The sequence below is a fragment of the Ruegeria sp. HKCCA5491 genome (genome assembly GCF_013034565.1).
GTDB lineage: Bacteria > Pseudomonadota > Alphaproteobacteria > Rhodobacterales > Rhodobacteraceae > Ruegeria.
This window is the reverse complement of the sequence record NZ_WQGG01000002.1, coordinates 1-18,976: the sequence shown is the minus strand read 5'-3', so window position 1 is coordinate 18,976 and position 18,976 is coordinate 1. Positions and strand designations below refer to the sequence as shown.

Below are 18,976 nucleotides of genomic sequence, written 5' to 3'. Positions count from 1 at the left end.
GGTGGGTGCGACCCTTTTTTCCTGCTGGAGGGCGCGAAAAATGTTACCAAACTGTAAGTTTTTGCGATTCCTGCGGCCTTTTTGCCGCAATTTCTACGCCCGACGCGGCGTAAAACGCCTGGCTTGGCCTAGGCCGGTTTCAGCAGACCATCAAGCGCCTTGATCGGACGCCGTTCGGCGTCTTTCGTAACGCTGCCGCTGGGCGGTCGGATATGCTTGGTCACTTCGACCATTAACACCCCACCCGCCATGATCGTCGGCAGACGTTGTCCGGTTTTTTCGATCAAGCTTCCGGATTTCAGCCAAAATCGACGGAACGATGGCGGCAGATACAAAGCCGAGCAGTGGTTTTCCGGAATAAAGTGATGGGACTTGAGCTGGCTCTCAAGCTGCGACGCCGAATAAGGGCGGCCAAATCCAAAAGGCGTGCGATCTGTCCGCGACCATAGCCCCGCCCGGTTGGGCACAATAAAGAATGCCCGACCTCCGGGTCCCAAGACACGCCAGCATTCGTCCAACAATTCGCTGGGGCGCTGTGATGTCTCAAGACCGTGCATGACGACCAGCTTGTCGACATGACCCGTTTCAATCGGCCACAGTGTCTCTTCCGTCAGGACGGACACGTTGGGCATCCCCGCAGGCCAGGGCATCACGCCCTGAGGGCCCGGCATCAAACCGATCACACGCCGCGCCTCAGTCAGATAGGGTCGCAGCAGCGGGACGGCAAAGCCGAAGCCGACCACTGTTTGCCCTTTGGCTTCGGGCCATAATTCCGTCAAACGCCCGCGTATCGCAGCCTGCGCCGCACGACCCAGGGTGCTGCGGTAGTAAAAGTTCCTCAGATCCTGCACATCAAGATGCATTGCGGACACCCGGTCAATCGGCTTAGCTTCGGCGCAGTCTAGCAACGAAAGGGCAAAAGGCCATGCCTCTTGAGATCGTCACCATCCCATGCCTAAGCGATAACTACGCTTTTTTGGCCCATGACGCAGAAAGCGGCAACACCGCATTGATCGACGCGCCAGAGGCCGGCCCCATTCTGGCCGAACTGGAAAACCGGGGATGGACGCTTAGTCATGTATTGTTAACCCACCATCATTTCGACCACGTGGACGGCCTGCCCGCCATTCTCGAGAAACACCCGGCCAAGGTGATCGGCGCTGCCGCCGACGCACATCGCCTGCCACCGCTGGATCAACAGGTTGCCGAGGGCGACCAGTTCGAGATTGGTGGAGAGCCCGTGCAGGTCATGGATGTCTCGGGCCATACAGTCGGGCATATCGCATTCTACATGCCACAGAGCTCTGTCGTTTTCACCGCCGATAGCCTGATGGCCCTTGGCTGCGGACGCCTGTTTGAAGGCACCGCGCCGCAAATGTGGGCCTCGCTGTCGAAACTGGCCGCCCTGCCCGATGACACGTTGGTATGCTCGGGTCACGAATACACGCAGTCCAACGGGAAATTCGCGTTAACTGTCGATCCTGATAACACGGCCCTGCTGGAGCGTGTCGCAGATATCGCACGCGCCCGCGCCGCTAATGAGCCTACAGTGCCGTCCTCATTGGCGCTGGAAAAGGCCACAAATCCGTTCCTTCGCGCCACAGATCCGGCGATTCAGGCGCATCTTGGGATGGAAAATGCCGATCCTGCTGCAGTTTTCGCAGAAATCCGGGCTAGAAAAGATCGCTTTTAGTGCTTATTTCGCGCTCTTCACGGCCACGGTCACAATAAATGTGACTGTCAAGTGAAAGAAAACCCTTGAAGCCGGGCCGCGATCAACCAAACTCTAATAGTATGAGGACATGGTTGGGATGGGGATCCGGCCTAAAGCCCGCGCCCCTTCCGACCCAAGACAGAGGAGCACCCGCGTGCCTTCATTCTCGAGCACATTAGAACAAGCCATTCACGCGGCCTTGGCTGCTGCGAACGAACGGCGACATGAATTTGCAACGCTGGAGCATCTGTTGCTGGCGCTGTTGGAAGAACCTGATGCCATCCGCGTCATGAAAGCCTGCAGCGTTGATCTGGATGAACTGCGAAGCACTCTGGTCGAATTCATCGACGAAGACCTGTCGAACCTTGTCACGGATATTGACGGATCCGAAGCTGTTCCAACGGCGGCCTTCCAGCGTGTCATCCAACGCGCCGCGATCCACGTGCAAAGCTCGGGCCGGACCGAAGTGACCGGTGCCAACGTGTTGGTTGCGATCTTTGCTGAACGCGAAAGCAACGCAGCCTACTTCCTGCAAGAACAGGACATGACCCGCTATGACGCGGTGAATTTCATCGCGCATGGTGTTGCCAAAGACCCCGCCTATGGCGAGAACCGGTCGGTTTCAGGCGCGGATCAGGTCGAAGAAGAAGTTCAATCCACTGCGGGCGAAGGCGAGCAGAAAGAAAGCGCGCTTGGAAAATACTGCGTCGATCTGAACGTCAAGTCCCGTGCCGGGGATGTCGATCCGCTGATTGGACGTTCTGATGAGGTTGAGCGCTGCATTCAGGTGCTTTGCCGCCGCCGAAAGAACAATCCGCTGCTGGTGGGGGATCCCGGTGTTGGCAAAACCGCCATTGCCGAAGGTCTGGCCCATAAAATCGTCGCGGGTGAAGCCCCCGATGTGCTGTCCGAGACCACGATTTATTCGCTCGACATGGGCGCATTGCTGGCGGGCACCCGCTATCGCGGTGATTTCGAAGAGCGGTTGAAAGCGGTTGTGACCGAACTGGAAGAGCATCCCGACGCCGTGCTGTTCATTGACGAAATTCACACGGTGATCGGTGCAGGTGCCACGTCTGGTGGCGCTATGGATGCGTCGAACCTGCTGAAACCCGCGCTGCAGGGCGGCAAGCTGCGTACCATGGGTTCGACCACATACAAGGAGTTCCGCCAGCACTTTGAAAAAGACCGTGCGCTCAGCCGTAGGTTCCAGAAGATCGATGTGAACGAGCCTTCGGTCGAGGACAGCGTGAAAATCCTGCGCGGTCTCAAGCCCTATTTCGAAGAGCATCACGCCATCAAATATACCGCGGACGCAATCAAAACGGCGGTGGAATTGTCGGCAAGGTACATCAACGACCGAAAACTGCCCGACAAGGCGATTGACGTGATTGATGAGGCGGGTGCCGCACAGCATCTGGTGGCCGAAAGTAAGCGCCGTAAGACGATCGGCGTCAAGGAAATCGAGGCTGTCGTCGCCAAGATTGCCCGCATCCCGCCCAAGAACGTCACCAAAGATGATGCCGAAGTTCTGAAAGACCTTGAGACATCGTTGAAACGGGTGGTGTTCGGGCAGGATGACGCCATCGTGGCGCTTTCTAGCGCGATCAAACTGGCGCGGGCTGGCCTGCGTGAGCCTGAGAAACCCATCGGCAACTACCTATTCGCCGGTCCGACCGGTGTGGGTAAAACCGAGGTGGCGAAACAACTGGCGGATACGCTGGGCGTGGAACTGCTGCGCTTTGACATGTCGGAATACATGGAGAAACACGCGGTATCCCGTCTTATTGGCGCGCCTCCGGGCTATGTTGGGTTTGATCAGGGTGGCCTGCTGACCGATGGCGTTGATCAACATCCACATTGCGTGCTGCTGCTGGACGAGATCGAGAAAGCGCACCCGGACGTGTTCAACATCCTGTTGCAGGTGATGGACCACGGTGAGTTGACAGATCACAACGGCCGCACGGTGAATTTCCGCAACGTGGTGCTGATCATGACCTCGAACGCGGGTGCACAGGAACAGGCCAAGGCCGCAATCGGCTTTGGGCGGGACCGCCGCGAAGGTGAAGACACCGCCGCGATCGAGCGGACCTTCACGCCTGAGTTCCGCAACCGACTGGACGCTGTGATCTCATTCGCACCGCTGCCGAAAGAGGTCATTCTGCAGGTTGTCGAGAAATTCGTCCTGCAGCTTGAGGCCCAGTTGCTGGATCGCAACGTGACCATCGACCTGACACCCAAAGCGGCCGAATGGCTGGCCGACAAGGGTTATGACGACAAGATGGGTGCGCGTCCACTGGGCCGGGTCATTCAGGAGCACATCAAGAAACCGCTGGCCGAGGAGTTGCTATTCGGCAAACTGGCCAAGGGCGGTGTGGTCCGTGTCTCGGTCAAGAAGGGTGATCTGAACCTGGAAATTCTCGGCCCCGATCAGCCGCGTATCCCGGGCGACAAGCCGCCATTGCTAACAGCGGACTGAGAATTCCACTAACACTGACACAAAGCCCACCATCTTCTGATTGGCGGGCTTTTTCTAACCTGTGGCAGAACGATTAAAGCCCTGACAACGTCTCCATTGGTTGCCAACCTTGCAGCGGTTTCATTTGATCAAGACTGAACTGAAACCAATTTCCGCCTCCGTTCGGGCCCTGATCATAGCGGCGGTCAATCGGCAGACAGGACAAGGCGCAGTAAAGCAAAGTTCCCACACCTCCGTGACCAACAAACAGAATGTCGCCGCCATCGCCGCTGGGCAAACACGCCTTCACCGCGTTCAATATTCGCGCCTGCGCATCAATGGCCCGTTCCCATCCCCGTACTGAACACTCTGGCTGCGCAAAGAACTGATCAGCGACGTCTTCGAATACGTCAGGGGGCAGAAAACCCGTGCTTGAACGGTCATTCTCATGCATCTCGGGGTTCAACTCGACCCCAATCCCCAGCGCGTCAGCGAAGGGCTGGGCCGTTTCCAAGGCCTTGACCTCCAGACTGCTGACAATACGCGTGGTATGTTTCAATGCTCCTAGGTTCTCGGCCAAGTGCATTACCCGAATTTTGCCTGTTTCGTTTAACGACCAGCGTGTCACGTCGACTGCAGGATCAATCGAAACCTGAGGATGTGTCAGGTATCGGGCGACGCGCCCCTTGGACAGGTCCATTACCGCTCGGTCAGCTTCAATTCGATTCGACGGTTCTGAGCGCGGGCATCTGGCGTGTCGGCGGGGTTGACGGGTTGGAATTCTCCGAAACCGTTGGCTGCCAGCCGTTCGGGCGGGATGCCTAGCGCGTCCACCATGTAACGCACCACCGACAGGGCCCGTCCCTGACTCAATTCCCAGTTATCGCGGTAACGCCCTGTCCCAGCCAGCGGTACGTTGTCCGTGTGGCCATCGACCCTGATAACCCAGTTCAAGCCGTCTGGAATCTCTGCCGCTACGGTTCGCAGAATACTTGCAACTTTGGCGACTTCTAACTGCCCTTCCCCGGACAGAACGGCCGAACCTGTGTCGAAAAGAACCTCGGACGAAAATACGAACCGGTCACCTTCAATCCGAACACCTTCCTGATCACCCAAAACATCACGCAACCGACCAAAGAATTCTGAGCGGTAGCGTTGCAGGTCCTCTGCTTGGGCCACCAGTTCCTCGTTCTGACCTGACAATGCCTCAGCTTCGGCTTCCAAACGGGCGCGTTCGGCTTCCTCGAGCAAGCGGCGACGGCGTTCTTCTGACGCAGCGCGCGCGAGGGCCGCATTCAAATCCTGACCCAGCGACTGGATTTGGATATCCGCAGCCGCATTGCGCTCTTCATAGTCGTCAAGCAAAGCCTGCAGCCCGCCCAATTGCTGTCGCAGAGCGGCCATTTGCTGATTTAACAAGGCCGCCTCACGCTGCGCTTTTTCGGAAATCGTCTGCTCAACCGAAAGGGTGTCGCGCGCGACCGCAAGCAGGGCTGCGCGTTCTTCGGCCAGCGTCCGCTGCGCCTGAGCCTCATCCTGCGCTTCGACCTGCGCGGCAAGCGCAGCCTCTAGCCGGGCCTGAAGGTCTTGCGCGCTCAACTCTCCGAACTGCCGCTCCAATTCAGCCTTTGCAGCTTGCGCCGCCGCCAAAAGGGTCAGAGTGTCCTCAGCCTCTTTGCGCTGCGCCTCAAGGGCCAGCGTCATAGCCGTTAATTCGGCGTCGGCGTCTTGCAACCTGTTGCGCAGGTTTTCGGCAGCGGCGGCTTCGGCCAGTCTTGCAGCTTCTTCGGCGCTCAGTTGGTCCTCAAGTTCCGTGATAAGCGCCGACTGTGCAGTCTCGGTTTGCTCAAGATCAGCGATCAGCGCTTCAAGAGCCTCACGCCGGGCAGCGGCAAGGCGCGCGGCCTCGGTCTGTTCGTCAATCTCGGCGCGGCTTTGGGCAAGCGCCAGATTCAACGCGTCTTGCTCGGTCAACAGTTCATCGCGCTCTGCCTCAAGCCCCGCAATGGCGCCTTCCGCCCGCTCTTGTTCCGCCAATAGCGCGGTGACCTGATCCTCGAAGTCCGTTAGGCGAATTTGGGCTTGAACAAGTTCAGTTTCGACCTGCGTTAAAGTTGAATTCAAAACCCCTAGTCTTGCTTGCAAACGGCTGTTTTCACGCTCTTCCAAACCCAAAGCTCCGGCGAGCGCAGCGATTTCATCAGACAGCGCCGTCAGTTCATCCTCTTGCCCCGAGATCGTTTCGCGCAAGACAAACTGTACGACCATAAAAATGGTCAGCACGAATGTGAGAACCATCAACAACCCGGTGATCGCGTCCACAAATCCGGGCCAGACCGACCCCTGGAACCGTTGACCAGTGCGACGGGACAGCGCCATGGCTTACTCTCCTTCCGGAGCGGTACGCACGGCGCCTCGGGGAAGTGTGAGCGCCTTGACCAGCAACTCGATATCTTTGCGCAATTCGCTCATGCTTTCCTGACGGCCTGCCGAAATCTCTTCGAGTATCCGCAGCAGTTGCACGTCCATCGACCGCAGGCGCATCCGGCTTTCGGCATCGATACCGTCGCCTGTCCCCTGCTCGCGCATATGATCCAGCAAGGCATCCTGTCCCAGCGCAACACGTTCCAGCGCAGCCGTGACTCCTTCGCTTTCGGATTGCCTTTGATTCATGTCGCCAATCACGTCGACCAGTTGGCCCAGCTTGGCCGACAACTCCACACGGTCGCGCTCCTGCGCTGAAAATAGGTCCTGCAGCGCGTTCATCTGTTCCGACATCGTATCCAGAACCGGGGTCAGGACCGCCAGCTCGGCGCTGCTGCCTTCATCCCCTGCGGCAAATCCAACGCGTGTGATCGAGGACAGCCATTCTTCCAGTTCGCGATAGAACCGGTTTTGTCCGTGCCCCGCAAAAAGCTCTAGCAGACCCACGATCAGCGATCCGGCCAGCCCCAAAAGCGAGGATCCGAACGCAACGCCCATGCCCTGCAACTGCGATTCCAGCCCGACCATGAGGCGGTTGAAAACGGCAAGACCTTCTTCGCCTTCCTGCGGATTAAGGCTGCGGATCGTGTCGACAATGGCTGGAACCGTGGTGGCCAATCCAAAGAAAGTCCCCAGAAGGCCCAGATAAATCAGCACGTTGGTGATGTAGCGCGTGATCTCGCGCTCTTCTTCCACCCGTTCGGCCACCGAATCCAGAATGGACCGTGTCGAACTGGAACTGATCTGAGACCGCGCACCGCGTTCGCGCAGCAGCGACGCCAAGGGGGCCAAAAGCTGCGGGGTGCGGGCATCTTCGCGGACAACACCGCCGACAAACGCCTCAATCCACCGGACCGAGCCAATCAATTGGGTTACCTGATAAAAACAGGCAAAGACGCCGACCACAAAGACCAGCAGGATGAACCCGTTCAGGTAAGGGTTTGCGTAAAAGACCGGCAGGACATATGGCGTCGCCATGAAGACGCCCAACCCCGCCAAACCAATCGCGACCAGCATCGTTACGATCTGGCGAATGGGTTGCGAGAAATGCGGTCTCGCGCCCTGATGTGCCTGCGCCATGCGCGTGGTTCCCGGTTTTTTTCCTGCTCTGCGCTGAATCTAGCGAAATTCCGCCGGTTACGCCAAGGGTTTATGCGGCAATGGTCCGCACCCGTTGCGCCAACCACTCAAGATCAGGATCGTGCAGGCCAATCTCGGCCAGGTGTTCAGCCGTATTATAAAGGTATTCTGTATTCGGACCGCGCCCCCCAACCGCATACGCGATGATCTGCGCCTGCTCCTCCAGCGGCATCCCCCCGCAGTACTGCACATGGTCGGGGTCGATGACATAGGTCACCGCCGTCACGACCTCTCCATCGTGCAGATGCACGCCCAGCATTTTCTCAACATAGGCCGATGAGATCAGTTCGCGGTCGCGCAATTCCTGCAACGTGCGATCCTCGTGCCCCGCCTCAACTGCAAGGGCCAGACCAGTGCAACTCGCGTCAGCCTGTTCATCCAAAGCCAAAACCAGCCCCGGGTCTTCTTCGGTGCCGCGATGGTGGATCGAACTCATGCAAAATGAACGTGCATATCCGTGCAAGGTGGCATGTTCGCTTCGGGCTACGGGAAAGCCGGGATTCCACAAAAGCGACCCATATCCGAATACCCACATTGTCATTGCACTGGTCCTTGCTCGTTTGCGCCTATAAACATCAATTCCAAGGCGGGAAAAAGGGCCAACTGCCATGCGCGGTTTGATCAGAGCAGTCATATTCGTATTCGCGATCTGGAGCGCGTACTGGCTCATCGCCGGGTTTGGGCTGCGTAACGCAATAACGACCTGGTTCAACAAGCAGGAAGAAATGGGCTGGCAAGCGGACTTCTCTGCCGTTGAAACCGCGGGCTACCCAACGCATCACGTCACACGGCTGAACAATCCAGCCCTCGCCGATCCCGTCAACGGCACCGCCTGGAGCGCGGATTGGATTGAATTCCAAAGCCCTGCAATCTGGCCGGGTCGTCAAATGCTGCGGTTCGCCGACACGCCGCAGCGCCTGTCCTACTTCGATCAGACTGCAACAATTCAAGCCAGTGACCTTCAGGCAGAATTACAATTGCAACCCGGTGTGGCCCTTGTGTTGGAAAAGATGGCACTGACGGCAGGACCGTGGGCCATCACAGACGATGCCGAGGCGCTGGCAGGCGGCGAGACTCTTGGCTTGGTCATGGAACAAACCGATCTGCCAGAAGCCTATAACATCAGCGCGCGAATTGACGGCTTTACCCCCGGTGACGACCTGCGTGATCTCATGCGTTCAGCAACCACCCTGCCCCAGTCATTCGAGACGTTGGAATTGGACATGACAACCACCTTCGACAAGGTGTGGGATCGCTCGGCGCTTGAACAAAGCAGGCCCCAGCCAGAAAAGATCGACCTCCACCTGGCGGAGATGAAATGGGGTGCGCTACGCCTGTTCGCGACTGGTCAACTGGACGTTGACAATCAGGGCATTCCAACCGGTGAAATCGCGATAAAGGCCGAGAACTGGCGGGACATGGTCGCTATGGCCAATGCCGCGGGTGCCCTGCCCGATCAGGCCGTCAACCCGGTGACACGCGCATTGAATTTCATGGCAGGGCTTGGCGGCAATCCCAATGCGCTGGATATGCAGTTGAATTTCCGAGACGGGTTTGTTGCCTTGGGCCCATTGCCCCTTGGGCCCGCACCGCGCCTTATCCTGCGTTAACGGCAGTATGCCCCACGGCGATGGCGCGCCGTGTCCAAGTGGAAATGATCGCGGTGATACCGATCTGAGTTTGGCCCCAACACTGTGCCAAACGGCCCGCACGCGCCGCGCCAGATCTTGATCAACTGTTTCTGTGAAGGGTTCTTGCGCCACCCGTTCAGCACGGTCACGACCTCTCCGTCCGCCATCTTGAAGCCAGAGATATCAATTGCGCGCCCCTTACCGTGTTCAGAGATACGCGCGCCCTTTTGATTGTTTCGGGTCCGGCAGGCATAGTGCGCCGCGACTTGCAGTTCGACCACCGGACCACGTCGTTTGAAAGTCGGAATAACCGTCTTGTCCACCCATTCATTCAAAGCAATCGCCGTACCGCAGTCCATTGTCGACGGGCGACTTAACGCGACACCCGATATGGACGTGATCTGAACTGCATCCTTGATCCCGCAGGCCTTGATCTTGCCGGGAACCTTGCCAACGGCCTTGCCCTGTATTTGAATATCACCACAGACTGACCCTTTGCGAAGCTTGCGCTTTTTGAACAACGCCTCCTGTTCCAGCGCTTTCGGGCGCAGATAGGGCATAAGGGACGTATCTGGCCCAAGCGTCGGCACATTCACCGGGCGCGCAGCGACCGCCAGAACCTGAGCTGAAACAGGGCGCAACTCGGGGCGAATCTTGGATGGGGTCGGGCTTGCAAAGGCCAAGACCGGGGCCGCAGAGGGTCGCACCATGGGGATCAGGGAATGTTCCAAAGGGGCCGCGTTCGAAAGCGAGGCGCTGAGCGCCACAATTCCAACCGCCAGAACCCTTTGGACACCTATCATGAGCCAGCTTTCCCCCGTCCAAAATCGGGCGCATCTGTATCCTGCCCCGCATCAATGATCCCACGGCGGATCGCGCGGGTCCGTGTGAAATAGTCAAACAACTGATCACCGTCACCGGTACGAATAGCCCGCTGCAAGGCGAAAAGCTCCTCGGTAAAGCGGCCAAGAATTTCCAGCGTTGCGTCCTTGTTGGTCAGGAACACGTCGCGCCACATGGTCGGGTCCGACGCTGCGATACGCGTAAAGTCCCGGAACCCGGCAGCGGAATACTTGATGACTTCGCTATCAGTTACTCGCCGAAGGTCATCAGCAACGCCCACCATCGTATAAGCGATCAGATGCGGCGCATGCGAGGTCACGGCCAGAACCAGATCGTGGTGATCCGCATCCATCTCATCTACGTTTGAGCCCATCCCCTCCCACAATGCGCGCAATTGCGCGACGGCTTCGGGGTCGGTGCCTTCGACCGGGACCAACAGACACCAGCGGTTGTCAAACAACTCAGCGAAACCGGCTTCGGGGCCGGAATGCTCGGTTCCCGCCAGGGGATGCGCGGGGATGAAATGCACGCTGTCGGGGATGTGCGGCGACACCGCCTCAATCACATGGCGCTTGACCGAGCCCACATCCGATACGGTTGCACCCGGCTTCAATACTGGCGCTATATCGGCGGCTACCGCGCCCATCGCGCCAACCGGCACACAGAGAACGACCAGATCGGCCCCTTTAACGGCCTCCTGAGCCGTATCACAGACCCGATCGCACAGGCCAATCTTGCGCGCGGTTTCGCGCGTCGCGTGGGACCGGGCGTACCCCGTCACCTCACCCGCCAGACCCGCGCGTTTGATGGCCCAGAACATCGAAGATGCAATCAGGCCCAGCCCAATCAGCGCGACACGGTCGTAAACTGGGGTCATGCGGCGCCCTCTTTGAATTCAGTGATCGCAGCGACGACGCGGCGGCAGGCTTCTTCGTCGCCCACGGTGATCCGCAAAGCGTTCGGCAGGTTGTAACCCGCCACACGGCGCACGATCAAACCCTGCGTTTTCAGGTAATCGTCACATGCCTCAGCTTCGACCTGATCGCGGAACCGCGCGAGAATAAAATTCGTGCTGGACGCGTCCGACGGCACGCCGATCTTGGCAAGTTCATCCGCCAGCCACACCCGCAGCCGCGCATTTTCCGTGTGACAGAAGGTCAGATACTCTTCGTCCTTGATCGCTGCTTCGGCCGCCGCCAGCGCAGTCAGCGACAGGTTGAAGGGCTGGCGCACCCGATTCAACACATCGATAATCGCCTGCGCGGCATAGCCCCAGCCGACGCGCATCCCGCCAAGCCCGTAAATCTTGGAGAACGTCCGGGTCATGATCACGTTCTCGAACCGGTCCACCAGCGCTGCCCCACCGTCGAAATTTGCGACAAATTCCGCATAGGCCCCGTCGATGACCATCAGGCACGATTGCGGAAGGGCCTCGGCCAAGCGCACCAACTCGACCTCTGGGATCATGGTCGAGGTCGGGTTGCCCGGATTGGTCACGAACACGATCCGTGTCTGCCCGGTTACGGCCACCAGAATATTATCGACATCCACGCGACGGTCCGTCTCGGGCACCATGACCGGAGTTGCCCCCGCCATCTTTGCGATGATGGGGTACATAGAAAAGCCGTGCTCGGTATAGATGACCTCATCCCCCGGGCCAGCATAGGCTTGAGCCACGAATTGAAGCACTTCATCGCTGCCGACACCGCAAATGATCCGCGCCGAGTCCAGACCGTGGCGCGCACCAATCGCAGCGCGTAGGCTGGCGTGATCGGTGCTGGGATAACGATGCAGGGTGGCCGCACTGTCGCGCACAGCCTCAATCGCCTTGGGACTGGGACCAAACGGGTTTTCGTTGGAACTCAGCTTGATCACATGCTTGACCCCGGCCACATGCGACTGTCCGCCCTGATAGAGCGCGATGTCCATAATGCCGGGTTGCGGGGTGATCTTTGTCATAAGAGGCTCCGTTTATTGAAGCCTCTCATACCTGTCTCAACGCCTTGAGAAAAGCGGCAATTCCGTCACGCCGCTTTGAAGCGGGCCGTTGCCGGATCAGCATCGTAATAGGGCGCGAATTCCTCGGTCCGGTGGGACAGGTCATTGACGCTGTCGATTATGAATTGAACCGTCTCATCGCTCATCAGGTACGAAAAGTTTAGACGCACCCAGCCCGGTTTCTTCATCTCTTCCCCCGCCGACAAAGCCGCGTGCAGCCCCTCGGACGCGGCCTGGTCGATTCCCAGCAAACGATGCGCATAAGGTCCGGCGCAGGCGCAGCCCCCACGTGCCTGAATACCGTAGATGTCGCTGAGCATCCGGGTGAAGAGTTGCTGGTGAACCGGATGACCCGCATTGTCGCGCACAAGGAAGGAATAGATCGGTAGCCGATGCGGATGATCCGCGCCCAGCAAGGTCAGTTTCGGGTTGTCGCCCCATCCGTCCAAAGCCATTTGGTTATAGCGTTCCTCCCTTCTGGCAATCTCATCCGTGCCGACCACATCCTTGACGATAAAGGCCAGCGCAGCCCGAATATCTCCGATCACGTTCGGTGTTCCCGCTTCCTCGCGCGTGGCAAGGTCTTCGCTGTAATCGTGCCGCCATGGTGAGACAAAGCTGACGGTGCCACCGCCCGGCCAACTGGGGCAGTTGCGTTTGACCGCAGCCTTGTTGACGATCAAAACCCCGGATGCACCCGGCCCGCCAGGAAATTTGTGGGGTGAAACGACGATAGCGTCCTTGCGCGCATCTTCAGGCCCCATGTCCATTGGCAGGTACGGCCCGCCCCCCGCATAATCCCAAACTGACAAAGCCCCATGAGCCTTGAGCAGTCGGGTCACAGGATCCGGGTCGGTAACGATGCCGGTCACATTTGATGCCGCCGAGAATGACCCGATGATCAAATCCGACGCGGCATGATCTACCAGCATCCTCTCCAATACGTCGAGGTCGATGCCACCTTCCGGTGCCTCAGGAATCTCGATCACACGCGCTTTGCTTTCGCGCCAGGGCAGAATGTTGGAATGGTGTTCATAAGGCCCGATAAATACAACCGGCCGGTCAGCCGCTTCCACACCAAGCAGACTGACCAGCCGATTGAGACCCGCAGTGGCGCCGGCCCCAGTGAAGATCACCGCGTCCTCTTCCTTGGCACCAACAATGCGAGCGATCTCTGCGCGTGCCTCACGGCGCAGACGGGTCATGTAGGACCCGCAATAGGAAGCCTCGGTATGGCTATTTGCATAAAATGGCAGCACATGTTCAGCGACAAACTCTTCGACCTGCCGCAGCGCCCGACCCGAGGCGACATAATCCGCGTAAACCAGCGGAACATCCCCATGTAGACCAGGAATCAGAGCATTCTCTCCGATCAATCCGTCACGCAGACTTGTGATAGGAGTGGTGGCTTCTAGTGCTGCGCGAAATCTGGATAGGGTCATTTTATGGCTCCGTATTGTACCATCAAATATGATTGATGTTACTCAAATAAATTTCACCGTTCTTTTGGTAGTTTTTCGATTTTTTGTGTCATATGATTAGGTATGTCGAAAGAAATAGATCAAATAGATAATCGAATACTGCGTGAGCTTCAGAAGGACGCGACCTTGTCACAGCGGGAATTGGCAGATCGTGTCGGGCTGTCGCAGAACGCATGTTGGCGCCGGTTGAAGGCGTTGAACGAGGATGGGGTAATAACCGGCTCATCAGCCCGAATCTCGCGCGAGAAATTGGGCCTAAACCTGATTGTCTTTGTCATGCTACGCACCCGGCACCATTCTGCGGAATGGCTACAATCTTTCAGAAGCCACGTTCTGACCATTCCCGAAGTTGTGGATTTCCACCGGATCGGCGGCGACTATGACTATCAACTGAAAGTGGTGACCGAAGACATGGTGGCCTATGACAAGGTCTATCAGCGTTTGATCGAAAAAGTCGAACTGGACAGTGTGACCTCGTATTTCGCAATGGAAGCTATTGCCGAAGGTCGACCGCTGCCGATCTGACCCGCCTCTTCATCTGGCCAGAAATATCCCGGGGGAGTCGCGCAGCGACGGGGGCAGAGCCCCCACAAAAAAAGACCGCGCTGAAAGCGCGGCCCTTTGGATCATGTGTATCGGCGAAGATTAGTTCTTCGCGTAGAATTCGACGACCAGGTTCGGCTCCATCATGACCGGGTAAGGCACATCGCTCAGGCCCGGTGCACGAACGAAAGTCGCGGTCATTTTCGAGTGATCAGCGTCGATGTAGTCAGGCACATCACGCTCGGCCAGAGCAACAGCTTCCAGAACAACAGCCAGTTGCTTGGACTTGTCGCGCACTTCGATCACGTCGCCTTCTTTGACGCGGTAGCTGGGGATGTTGACCCGCTTGCCGTTCACTTTGACGTGGCCGTGGTTCACGAACTGACGTGCGGCAAACACGGTCGGAACGAACTTGGCGCGGTAGACGACGGCGTCCAGACGACGCTCCAGCAGACCGATCAGGTTTTCACCGGTGTCGCCTTTGACACGCTCGGCTTCGGCGTAGATGCGGCGGAACTGCTTCTCGGTCAGGTCGCCATAGTAGCCTTTCAGCTTCTGCTTGGCGCGCAGCTGCAGACCGAAGTCCGACAGTTTGCCCTTACGGCGCTGGCCGTGCTGGCCGGGACCGTATTCGCGACGGTTGATCGGGGATTTCGGACGACCCCAGATATTTTCGCCCATCCGGCGGTCGATTTTGTACTTGGCAGACGTGCGTTTGGTCACGGCTGATCTCCTTCGATTAGGTCGAGGCCCATGCAGGCCACTATGAAGGGCGTTGTCCTCTTGAGGTTTCCCCCATGACAGGCATCCCCTTGCGGGGGCCACCAACACCAATGAAGCCGCGCTTATATCCGCAGAAGCGGCAGAGTCAACACACCGATTGACACATAACCAGAGTTTTCAGAAACCTTTTGCCGGTCGCTTAGTCCAGCGCGGTACCCACATTCACCGCAGGCAGGGGCGCAAGCTCGCGGTGGTCCGCATTTGCCTGCAATCTTCCAGGAAACGCAACGACCCGATCATCGCCAGAAACGGCCTCGCCGCTGTACTGCCGCAACTGAACAAGTTCGCTCACCCAATAGTCCTGATCGCGGGCCGGGCATCCATTGTCGAAGACAAGAACCGGTGCTGGCTCGTCCAGTACAGAATACAGCACACCGGTGAATTCCTGCGCACCGTTGGTCAGAACGACTACTCCTGTCTCAGAACTATCCAGATCATCTATCGACAGAAACTGGTTCGGCATGACCACCGTCTGTGACGCCGCCTGCTCAACCGGGCCCACCAAAATCATTGCCTGGCCCCGCCAAGACCATGCAGCACCGATGTTCAGAAACGAAAGAGGTGCGGCCTCGAGCCCATCGAGTTCCGTCTGCTTCCATTGGATGACTACACGACCGCTTTGTCCGGCTCTCATTTTGTACCGCCCGCACCCTTCAACACGTCACTGCTCATGTGGTCGTTCTTATCAGCGAAGAATCTGGCAGAAAAGAGACGTTAACATACTGTTAACAAAAATGTGGCTAAAGAGATTCAACTTTTGGACGCCAGCGGGAAACTATCCCGCCGGCGAAAGGGTCATTATAGCCACCTGTTCCGTTGGGCATAAATAACCCACAATCGGCAGCCGCCAAAATCTAAAATATTGATTTTTATATATATTTAACATCACCATTGGTCATACCGCGGCCACTTCGCCCATCTTGACAACTCATTGTCGCCCACAAAAAAATTTGGGCAACAAAAAAGCCGCCCCAAAGGGCGGCTGCTACTTCAGCTTTTTGTTCTTCTAGAATTCTGAGGTTCTGTAGAGCTCCACTCCTGCCGCTTTGGGTTCCCAAACTGGCAAGATCCCTCGAGATTTTAACTTCCTTCGGGCTTCCGGAACTGTTGTTGCCATTCTCGTCGCAACGTCGGTGATCTTTTGGTAGTCCACCTTGAAACGGTCCACGCTAGCAGGGCTAACAAGATCACGCATCTGCCCCATGTGTCTAGTTTGTCCGCAAATTGTCAGAACCGGTTCCATTCCGTCTGGTGGAGTTCGTAGAAGGAAGTCGACTGAGGTGGCAGAAAGGCCAAGCTTTCGCGCGACATCCGAAATCGATTTCCCGGGAGAACCAGTTCGGCAACCGAGTTTTTCACCCACTTCTGCCACGTCAACAAGTACAGATTGGTAACGCAGTTCTTCGTCGAGAAGCTCAACTCCAGTTAGTTGCCTTTGGAGCAACAGTTCGACAATCCTGACAGCGGGCACTTTCAAGGCTTCAGCCGCGTTGGCAATTCCCAACACACCCTCTGAGGGTTCAGAAATGGACTGCCCGAAACTTCGCAAGCGGTTCACGAAATTGTCCAGGTCGTTGGCGTCAACTCCCTGAGCAATGCTCCTTCGGCCATCTCTACAGCCCGCGATTGGTTTAAGCATCCCAGCTTCGATGAGCTGCGCCACTTGGGGCCGTTTGCAGCCTAGATATTTTGGAACCTCAGAAATCGCTACCGAACGCCGCATCCTCCTAAGAAGGTCTTCAGCACATTCAACATCAATGGCTCCGAAATCCCGTTTCGCATCATAGTCCGCAGGCAGCAGATCGGCGACCATCAGCGCATTTTGAACAGTTCTGGGATGCACACCAAACTTCTGGCTCAGTGACACTACAGAATGACGCCGCCGCTGCAAAACGGGTTCTCCGAACAGAATCGTTCCGGCACCAATTGGCATGGTTTCCAGAATATGTTCACGGAAAACCTCCCGAAATGGCCCAATCGGTTTTCGGTTTTTTTTGAACTGAATCCACTTATATAGAACACCGAACACACCTTGCGGCCCGGCTTGGACCTTGGAGCATGGCGTCTTCTTCTGCACCGCTTCAAGCCCTTCTCGAACGCCTTCAGGGCCACGTCGAGTAAACTCGTACCCAACCTCCCCGGCCAAGTCCCAATCCGCTTGCGATAGATTTGGAAGATTTGCATTTGGACCAAATGCGATACACGCACCGAGCATTTCAGATGCACGTGAGGCTAGATCAATCAGCTGCCCGTCCAGCCACTCTGGCCCTGGGCGCCCTTCAAGCCTGGCTTCAAGGTAAGATTGCATTTCGGAGACGCGCCTCTGTTTCCCAACTTCGGCCAGCTTTGCCAATCGCGCTTCGTCTGGCATATGGGCAGCCAAGTCCAGAAAGAGATTGCCTCGGCCTCTCCCAGGCTCTCGGACCAAAGGAACGGAATGAACGGGACAAGTTCTCACAGGTGAAAAAGCCCAATTGATCTTCCCTACCGGCATTCTCAACGACTGAGGGCAGTCCGAGATGTCGTTCAAGATGCATTGCGGGCAATAACTTACCCGATTGCCCGCAACGAATTCTGAATGAAACTCTTCAGCTCGATGCTTGTAGTAGCGAAAGGCAAGCTGTTTCTATCCGCCCTGCGTAAGTCGCTCCGCAGGAATGCCGGTCAGCTGATGCATCTGCTCAACCGCGTTGTCCCGGGTCCTGGCGAGGTCCTGAAGCGGAATACGCACAAAAGAAGAAAACTCTTTCGCAGACATATCACATTGAACACGGGCGAACCGACTGACCCATGAAACAAAGCTCTCACCTGGCAAAATGGGCATCATTGGCAAAATTGTACTCAATGAATCAACCCCGTCCAACTTGCTGATGTTGCCGCCGGGTTCGTTCTGCATCAAACTCTTCGGCTTCGCTATCGATCTCCAGCGCTGCCCAATCATTGATCTCGAACACGTTTTGATCCCAAGAGCAGCCTTCTTGGATGCTCCAAGCTTCCGCAAAATGAGATCGCTTCAAACAGCAGCTCTCTTCGTAGAGGGCTTGTTCGATGGCCGCGAGGATAGTCTCGATTGCTCTTCCGAACAGACCCCGGCTGCCATGGATAAGTCGCCTCAGTGTATCCGTTTCGATGTTGGGTCGGATGCCGGCCATCTGACAGTATGTATCAATCAAGCCTTGAAGATTTTGTTCGTGGTGGCCCACGACGAGCGGTCGAGACATGATTTTTCTGAACCGTCTGTCAACTTGCTGGTCATAACGCGCCACCTCCAGAAGCCGGTCAGTGCCACTGAGAACGAGAACCACTGCTTGGTCTCCTTGCATCAACGATTTCAGCGTTTTGAGCATGTCGTCAATCTCACGTGCTGAGCGTGACAGGAAAACGTCTTGGGCTTCATCAATCCAAAGCACGACGATGCCCGACAACGACAAGCGATGCTTCACGACACGCCAGATGTCCCAAGCGGGAGCCCGCTCTGAAACATCGTTCAATCCAAGTTCTCCAAGAATGGCGCGGCCCAGGCTTTTGAGTGTCGCTGGACTTGGCACCTGAATGCGGATGTACCGAGGCAAGTCCTGCCCCGTCGCCGCTTGCAGCGCCGGATGGCGACTCAGGACCCTGTGAACCGCGGTAGTTTTGCCATCCCCCGGCTTCGCGACAACCATAAGCCCCCTGGCCTCAAGCCCCCCTGCATGGAGTTCCGGAGCAGGCAACCTACCACCTTGCTGGTCGGGTTGAAGCAAACGGTCGAGTTCACGCGTAATTTGGTGGTGCCGATTGTTTGTGAAGTACTTGGCCCGCAACGACTGCATAACCGTCTGAGGATCGATAACTGGGTTGATCTGGTGTCTGACGTCAGCGCCAATGGGACATTTTAGGTCGATTTGATAAGAGAGGGTTT

Annotated in this window: 17 protein-coding genes and 1 pseudogene; 4 read left to right on the top strand and 14 right to left on the bottom strand. The window is 57.1% G+C overall.

Translation table 11 applies throughout. The features are described from left to right. Window positions 1-128: 128 nt before the first annotated feature. A complete protein-coding gene (locus GOV88_RS03790) occupies window positions 129-863 on the bottom strand; it encodes a class I SAM-dependent methyltransferase (protein ID WP_171120199.1) in 735 nt (244 codons plus the stop codon). 62 nt (window positions 864-925) lie between these two features. Here GOV88_RS03790 and gloB point away from each other — a divergent pair, with 62 nt between their 5' ends. Together gloB and clpA are read left to right on the top strand one after the other, a co-directional pair. After that, on the top strand, window positions 926-1,693 hold the full coding sequence (gene gloB / locus GOV88_RS03785) for a hydroxyacylglutathione hydrolase (protein WP_171239586.1): 768 nt from the start codon (window positions 926-928) through the stop codon (window positions 1,691-1,693). Window positions 1,694-1,868: 175 nt separating this feature from the next. Further along, window positions 1,869-4,193 (top strand): ATP-dependent Clp protease ATP-binding subunit ClpA, encoded by a 2,325-nt coding sequence (gene clpA, locus GOV88_RS03780; protein ID WP_171120196.1) that lies wholly within the window; start codon window positions 1,869-1,871, stop codon window positions 4,191-4,193. Between the two features lie 73 nt (window positions 4,194-4,266). On the opposite strand, the gene GOV88_RS03775 is transcribed toward clpA, so the two are convergent. The 4 genes from GOV88_RS03775 to GOV88_RS03760 all read right to left on the bottom strand — a co-directional run bounded on the left by GOV88_RS03775 (window position 4,267) and on the right by GOV88_RS03760 (window position 8,337). After that, on the bottom strand, window positions 4,267-4,872 hold the full coding sequence (locus tag GOV88_RS03775; protein WP_171127021.1) for a histidine phosphatase family protein: 606 nt from the start codon (window positions 4,870-4,872) through the stop codon (window positions 4,267-4,269). After that, window positions 4,872-6,551 carry a peptidoglycan -binding protein gene (locus GOV88_RS03770; protein WP_171239585.1) on the bottom strand — a complete coding sequence of 560 codons (1,680 nt, stop codon included), beginning with the start codon at window positions 6,549-6,551 and terminating at the stop codon, window positions 4,872-4,874. The genes GOV88_RS03775 and GOV88_RS03770 overlap by 1 nt, the downstream gene beginning before the upstream one ends. Window positions 6,552-6,554: 3 nt before the next feature. Beyond that, window positions 6,555-7,736, bottom strand: coding sequence for a biopolymer transporter ExbB (locus GOV88_RS03765; protein WP_171127019.1), 1,182 nt, complete (start codon window positions 7,734-7,736; stop codon window positions 6,555-6,557). Between the two features lie 70 nt (window positions 7,737-7,806). Further along, a complete protein-coding gene (locus GOV88_RS03760; RefSeq protein WP_171239584.1) occupies window positions 7,807-8,337 on the bottom strand; it encodes a gamma-glutamylcyclotransferase in 531 nt (176 codons plus the stop codon). A 67-nt stretch (window positions 8,338-8,404) separates the two neighbouring features. Here GOV88_RS03760 and GOV88_RS03755 point away from each other — a divergent pair, with 67 nt between their 5' ends. Then, complete coding sequence (locus GOV88_RS03755; protein WP_171239583.1) at window positions 8,405-9,406, top strand: DUF2125 domain-containing protein; 1,002 nt, start codon at window positions 8,405-8,407, stop codon at window positions 9,404-9,406. Here GOV88_RS03755 and GOV88_RS03750 read toward each other — a convergent pair. The 4 genes from GOV88_RS03750 to GOV88_RS03735 all read right to left on the bottom strand — a co-directional run bounded on the left by GOV88_RS03750 (window position 9,403) and on the right by GOV88_RS03735 (window position 13,710). Then, complete coding sequence (locus GOV88_RS03750) at window positions 9,403-10,230, bottom strand: extensin family protein (protein WP_171239582.1); 828 nt, start codon at window positions 10,228-10,230, stop codon at window positions 9,403-9,405. The genes GOV88_RS03755 and GOV88_RS03750 overlap by 4 nt on opposite strands. Next, entirely contained in the window at window positions 10,227-11,147 is a 921-nt protein-coding gene (locus tag GOV88_RS03745; RefSeq protein WP_171127016.1) for a prephenate/arogenate dehydrogenase family protein, read from the bottom strand. Before GOV88_RS03745 ends, GOV88_RS03750 begins: the two co-directional genes overlap by 4 nt. Further along, window positions 11,144-12,229, bottom strand: a complete 1,086-nt coding sequence (gene hisC, locus GOV88_RS03740) for a histidinol-phosphate transaminase (protein WP_171239581.1) — start codon at window positions 12,227-12,229, stop codon at window positions 11,144-11,146. Before hisC ends, GOV88_RS03745 begins: the two co-directional genes overlap by 4 nt. A 65-nt stretch (window positions 12,230-12,294) precedes the next feature. Continuing rightward, window positions 12,295-13,710, bottom strand: coding sequence for an aminotransferase class V-fold PLP-dependent enzyme (locus GOV88_RS03735; protein ID WP_171239580.1), 1,416 nt, complete (start codon window positions 13,708-13,710; stop codon window positions 12,295-12,297). Between the two features lie 102 nt (window positions 13,711-13,812). Between GOV88_RS03735 and GOV88_RS03730 the strand changes: the two genes are divergently transcribed. Further along, window positions 13,813-14,274, top strand: a complete 462-nt coding sequence (locus GOV88_RS03730) for an Lrp/AsnC family transcriptional regulator (protein WP_171239579.1) — start codon at window positions 13,813-13,815, stop codon at window positions 14,272-14,274. A gap of 120 nt (window positions 14,275-14,394) precedes the next feature. Here GOV88_RS03730 and rpsD read toward each other — a convergent pair whose 3' ends face one another. The 5 genes and pseudogenes from rpsD to GOV88_RS03705 all read right to left on the bottom strand — a co-directional run. Continuing rightward, entirely contained in the window at window positions 14,395-15,015 is a 621-nt protein-coding gene (gene rpsD, locus GOV88_RS03725) for a 30S ribosomal protein S4 (RefSeq protein WP_170325974.1), read from the bottom strand. Between the two features lie 199 nt (window positions 15,016-15,214). After that, on the bottom strand, window positions 15,215-15,709 hold the full coding sequence (locus GOV88_RS03720; RefSeq protein ID WP_171127013.1) for a hypothetical protein: 495 nt from the start codon (window positions 15,707-15,709) through the stop codon (window positions 15,215-15,217). A 372-nt stretch (window positions 15,710-16,081) separates the two neighbouring features. Beyond that, window positions 16,082-17,428 (bottom strand): hypothetical protein, encoded by a 1,347-nt coding sequence (locus GOV88_RS03715; RefSeq protein WP_254449161.1) that lies wholly within the window; start codon window positions 17,426-17,428, stop codon window positions 16,082-16,084. An 84-nt stretch (window positions 17,429-17,512) separates the two neighbouring features. Continuing rightward, a pseudogene (locus tag GOV88_RS20710) lies at window positions 17,513-17,899 on the bottom strand (TniQ family protein); the annotation flags it as partial. Between the two features lie 25 nt (window positions 17,900-17,924). Beyond that, the coding region (locus GOV88_RS03705) for a TniB family NTP-binding protein (protein WP_171239577.1) at window positions 17,925-18,976 on the bottom strand (1,052 nt) is incomplete at its 5' end.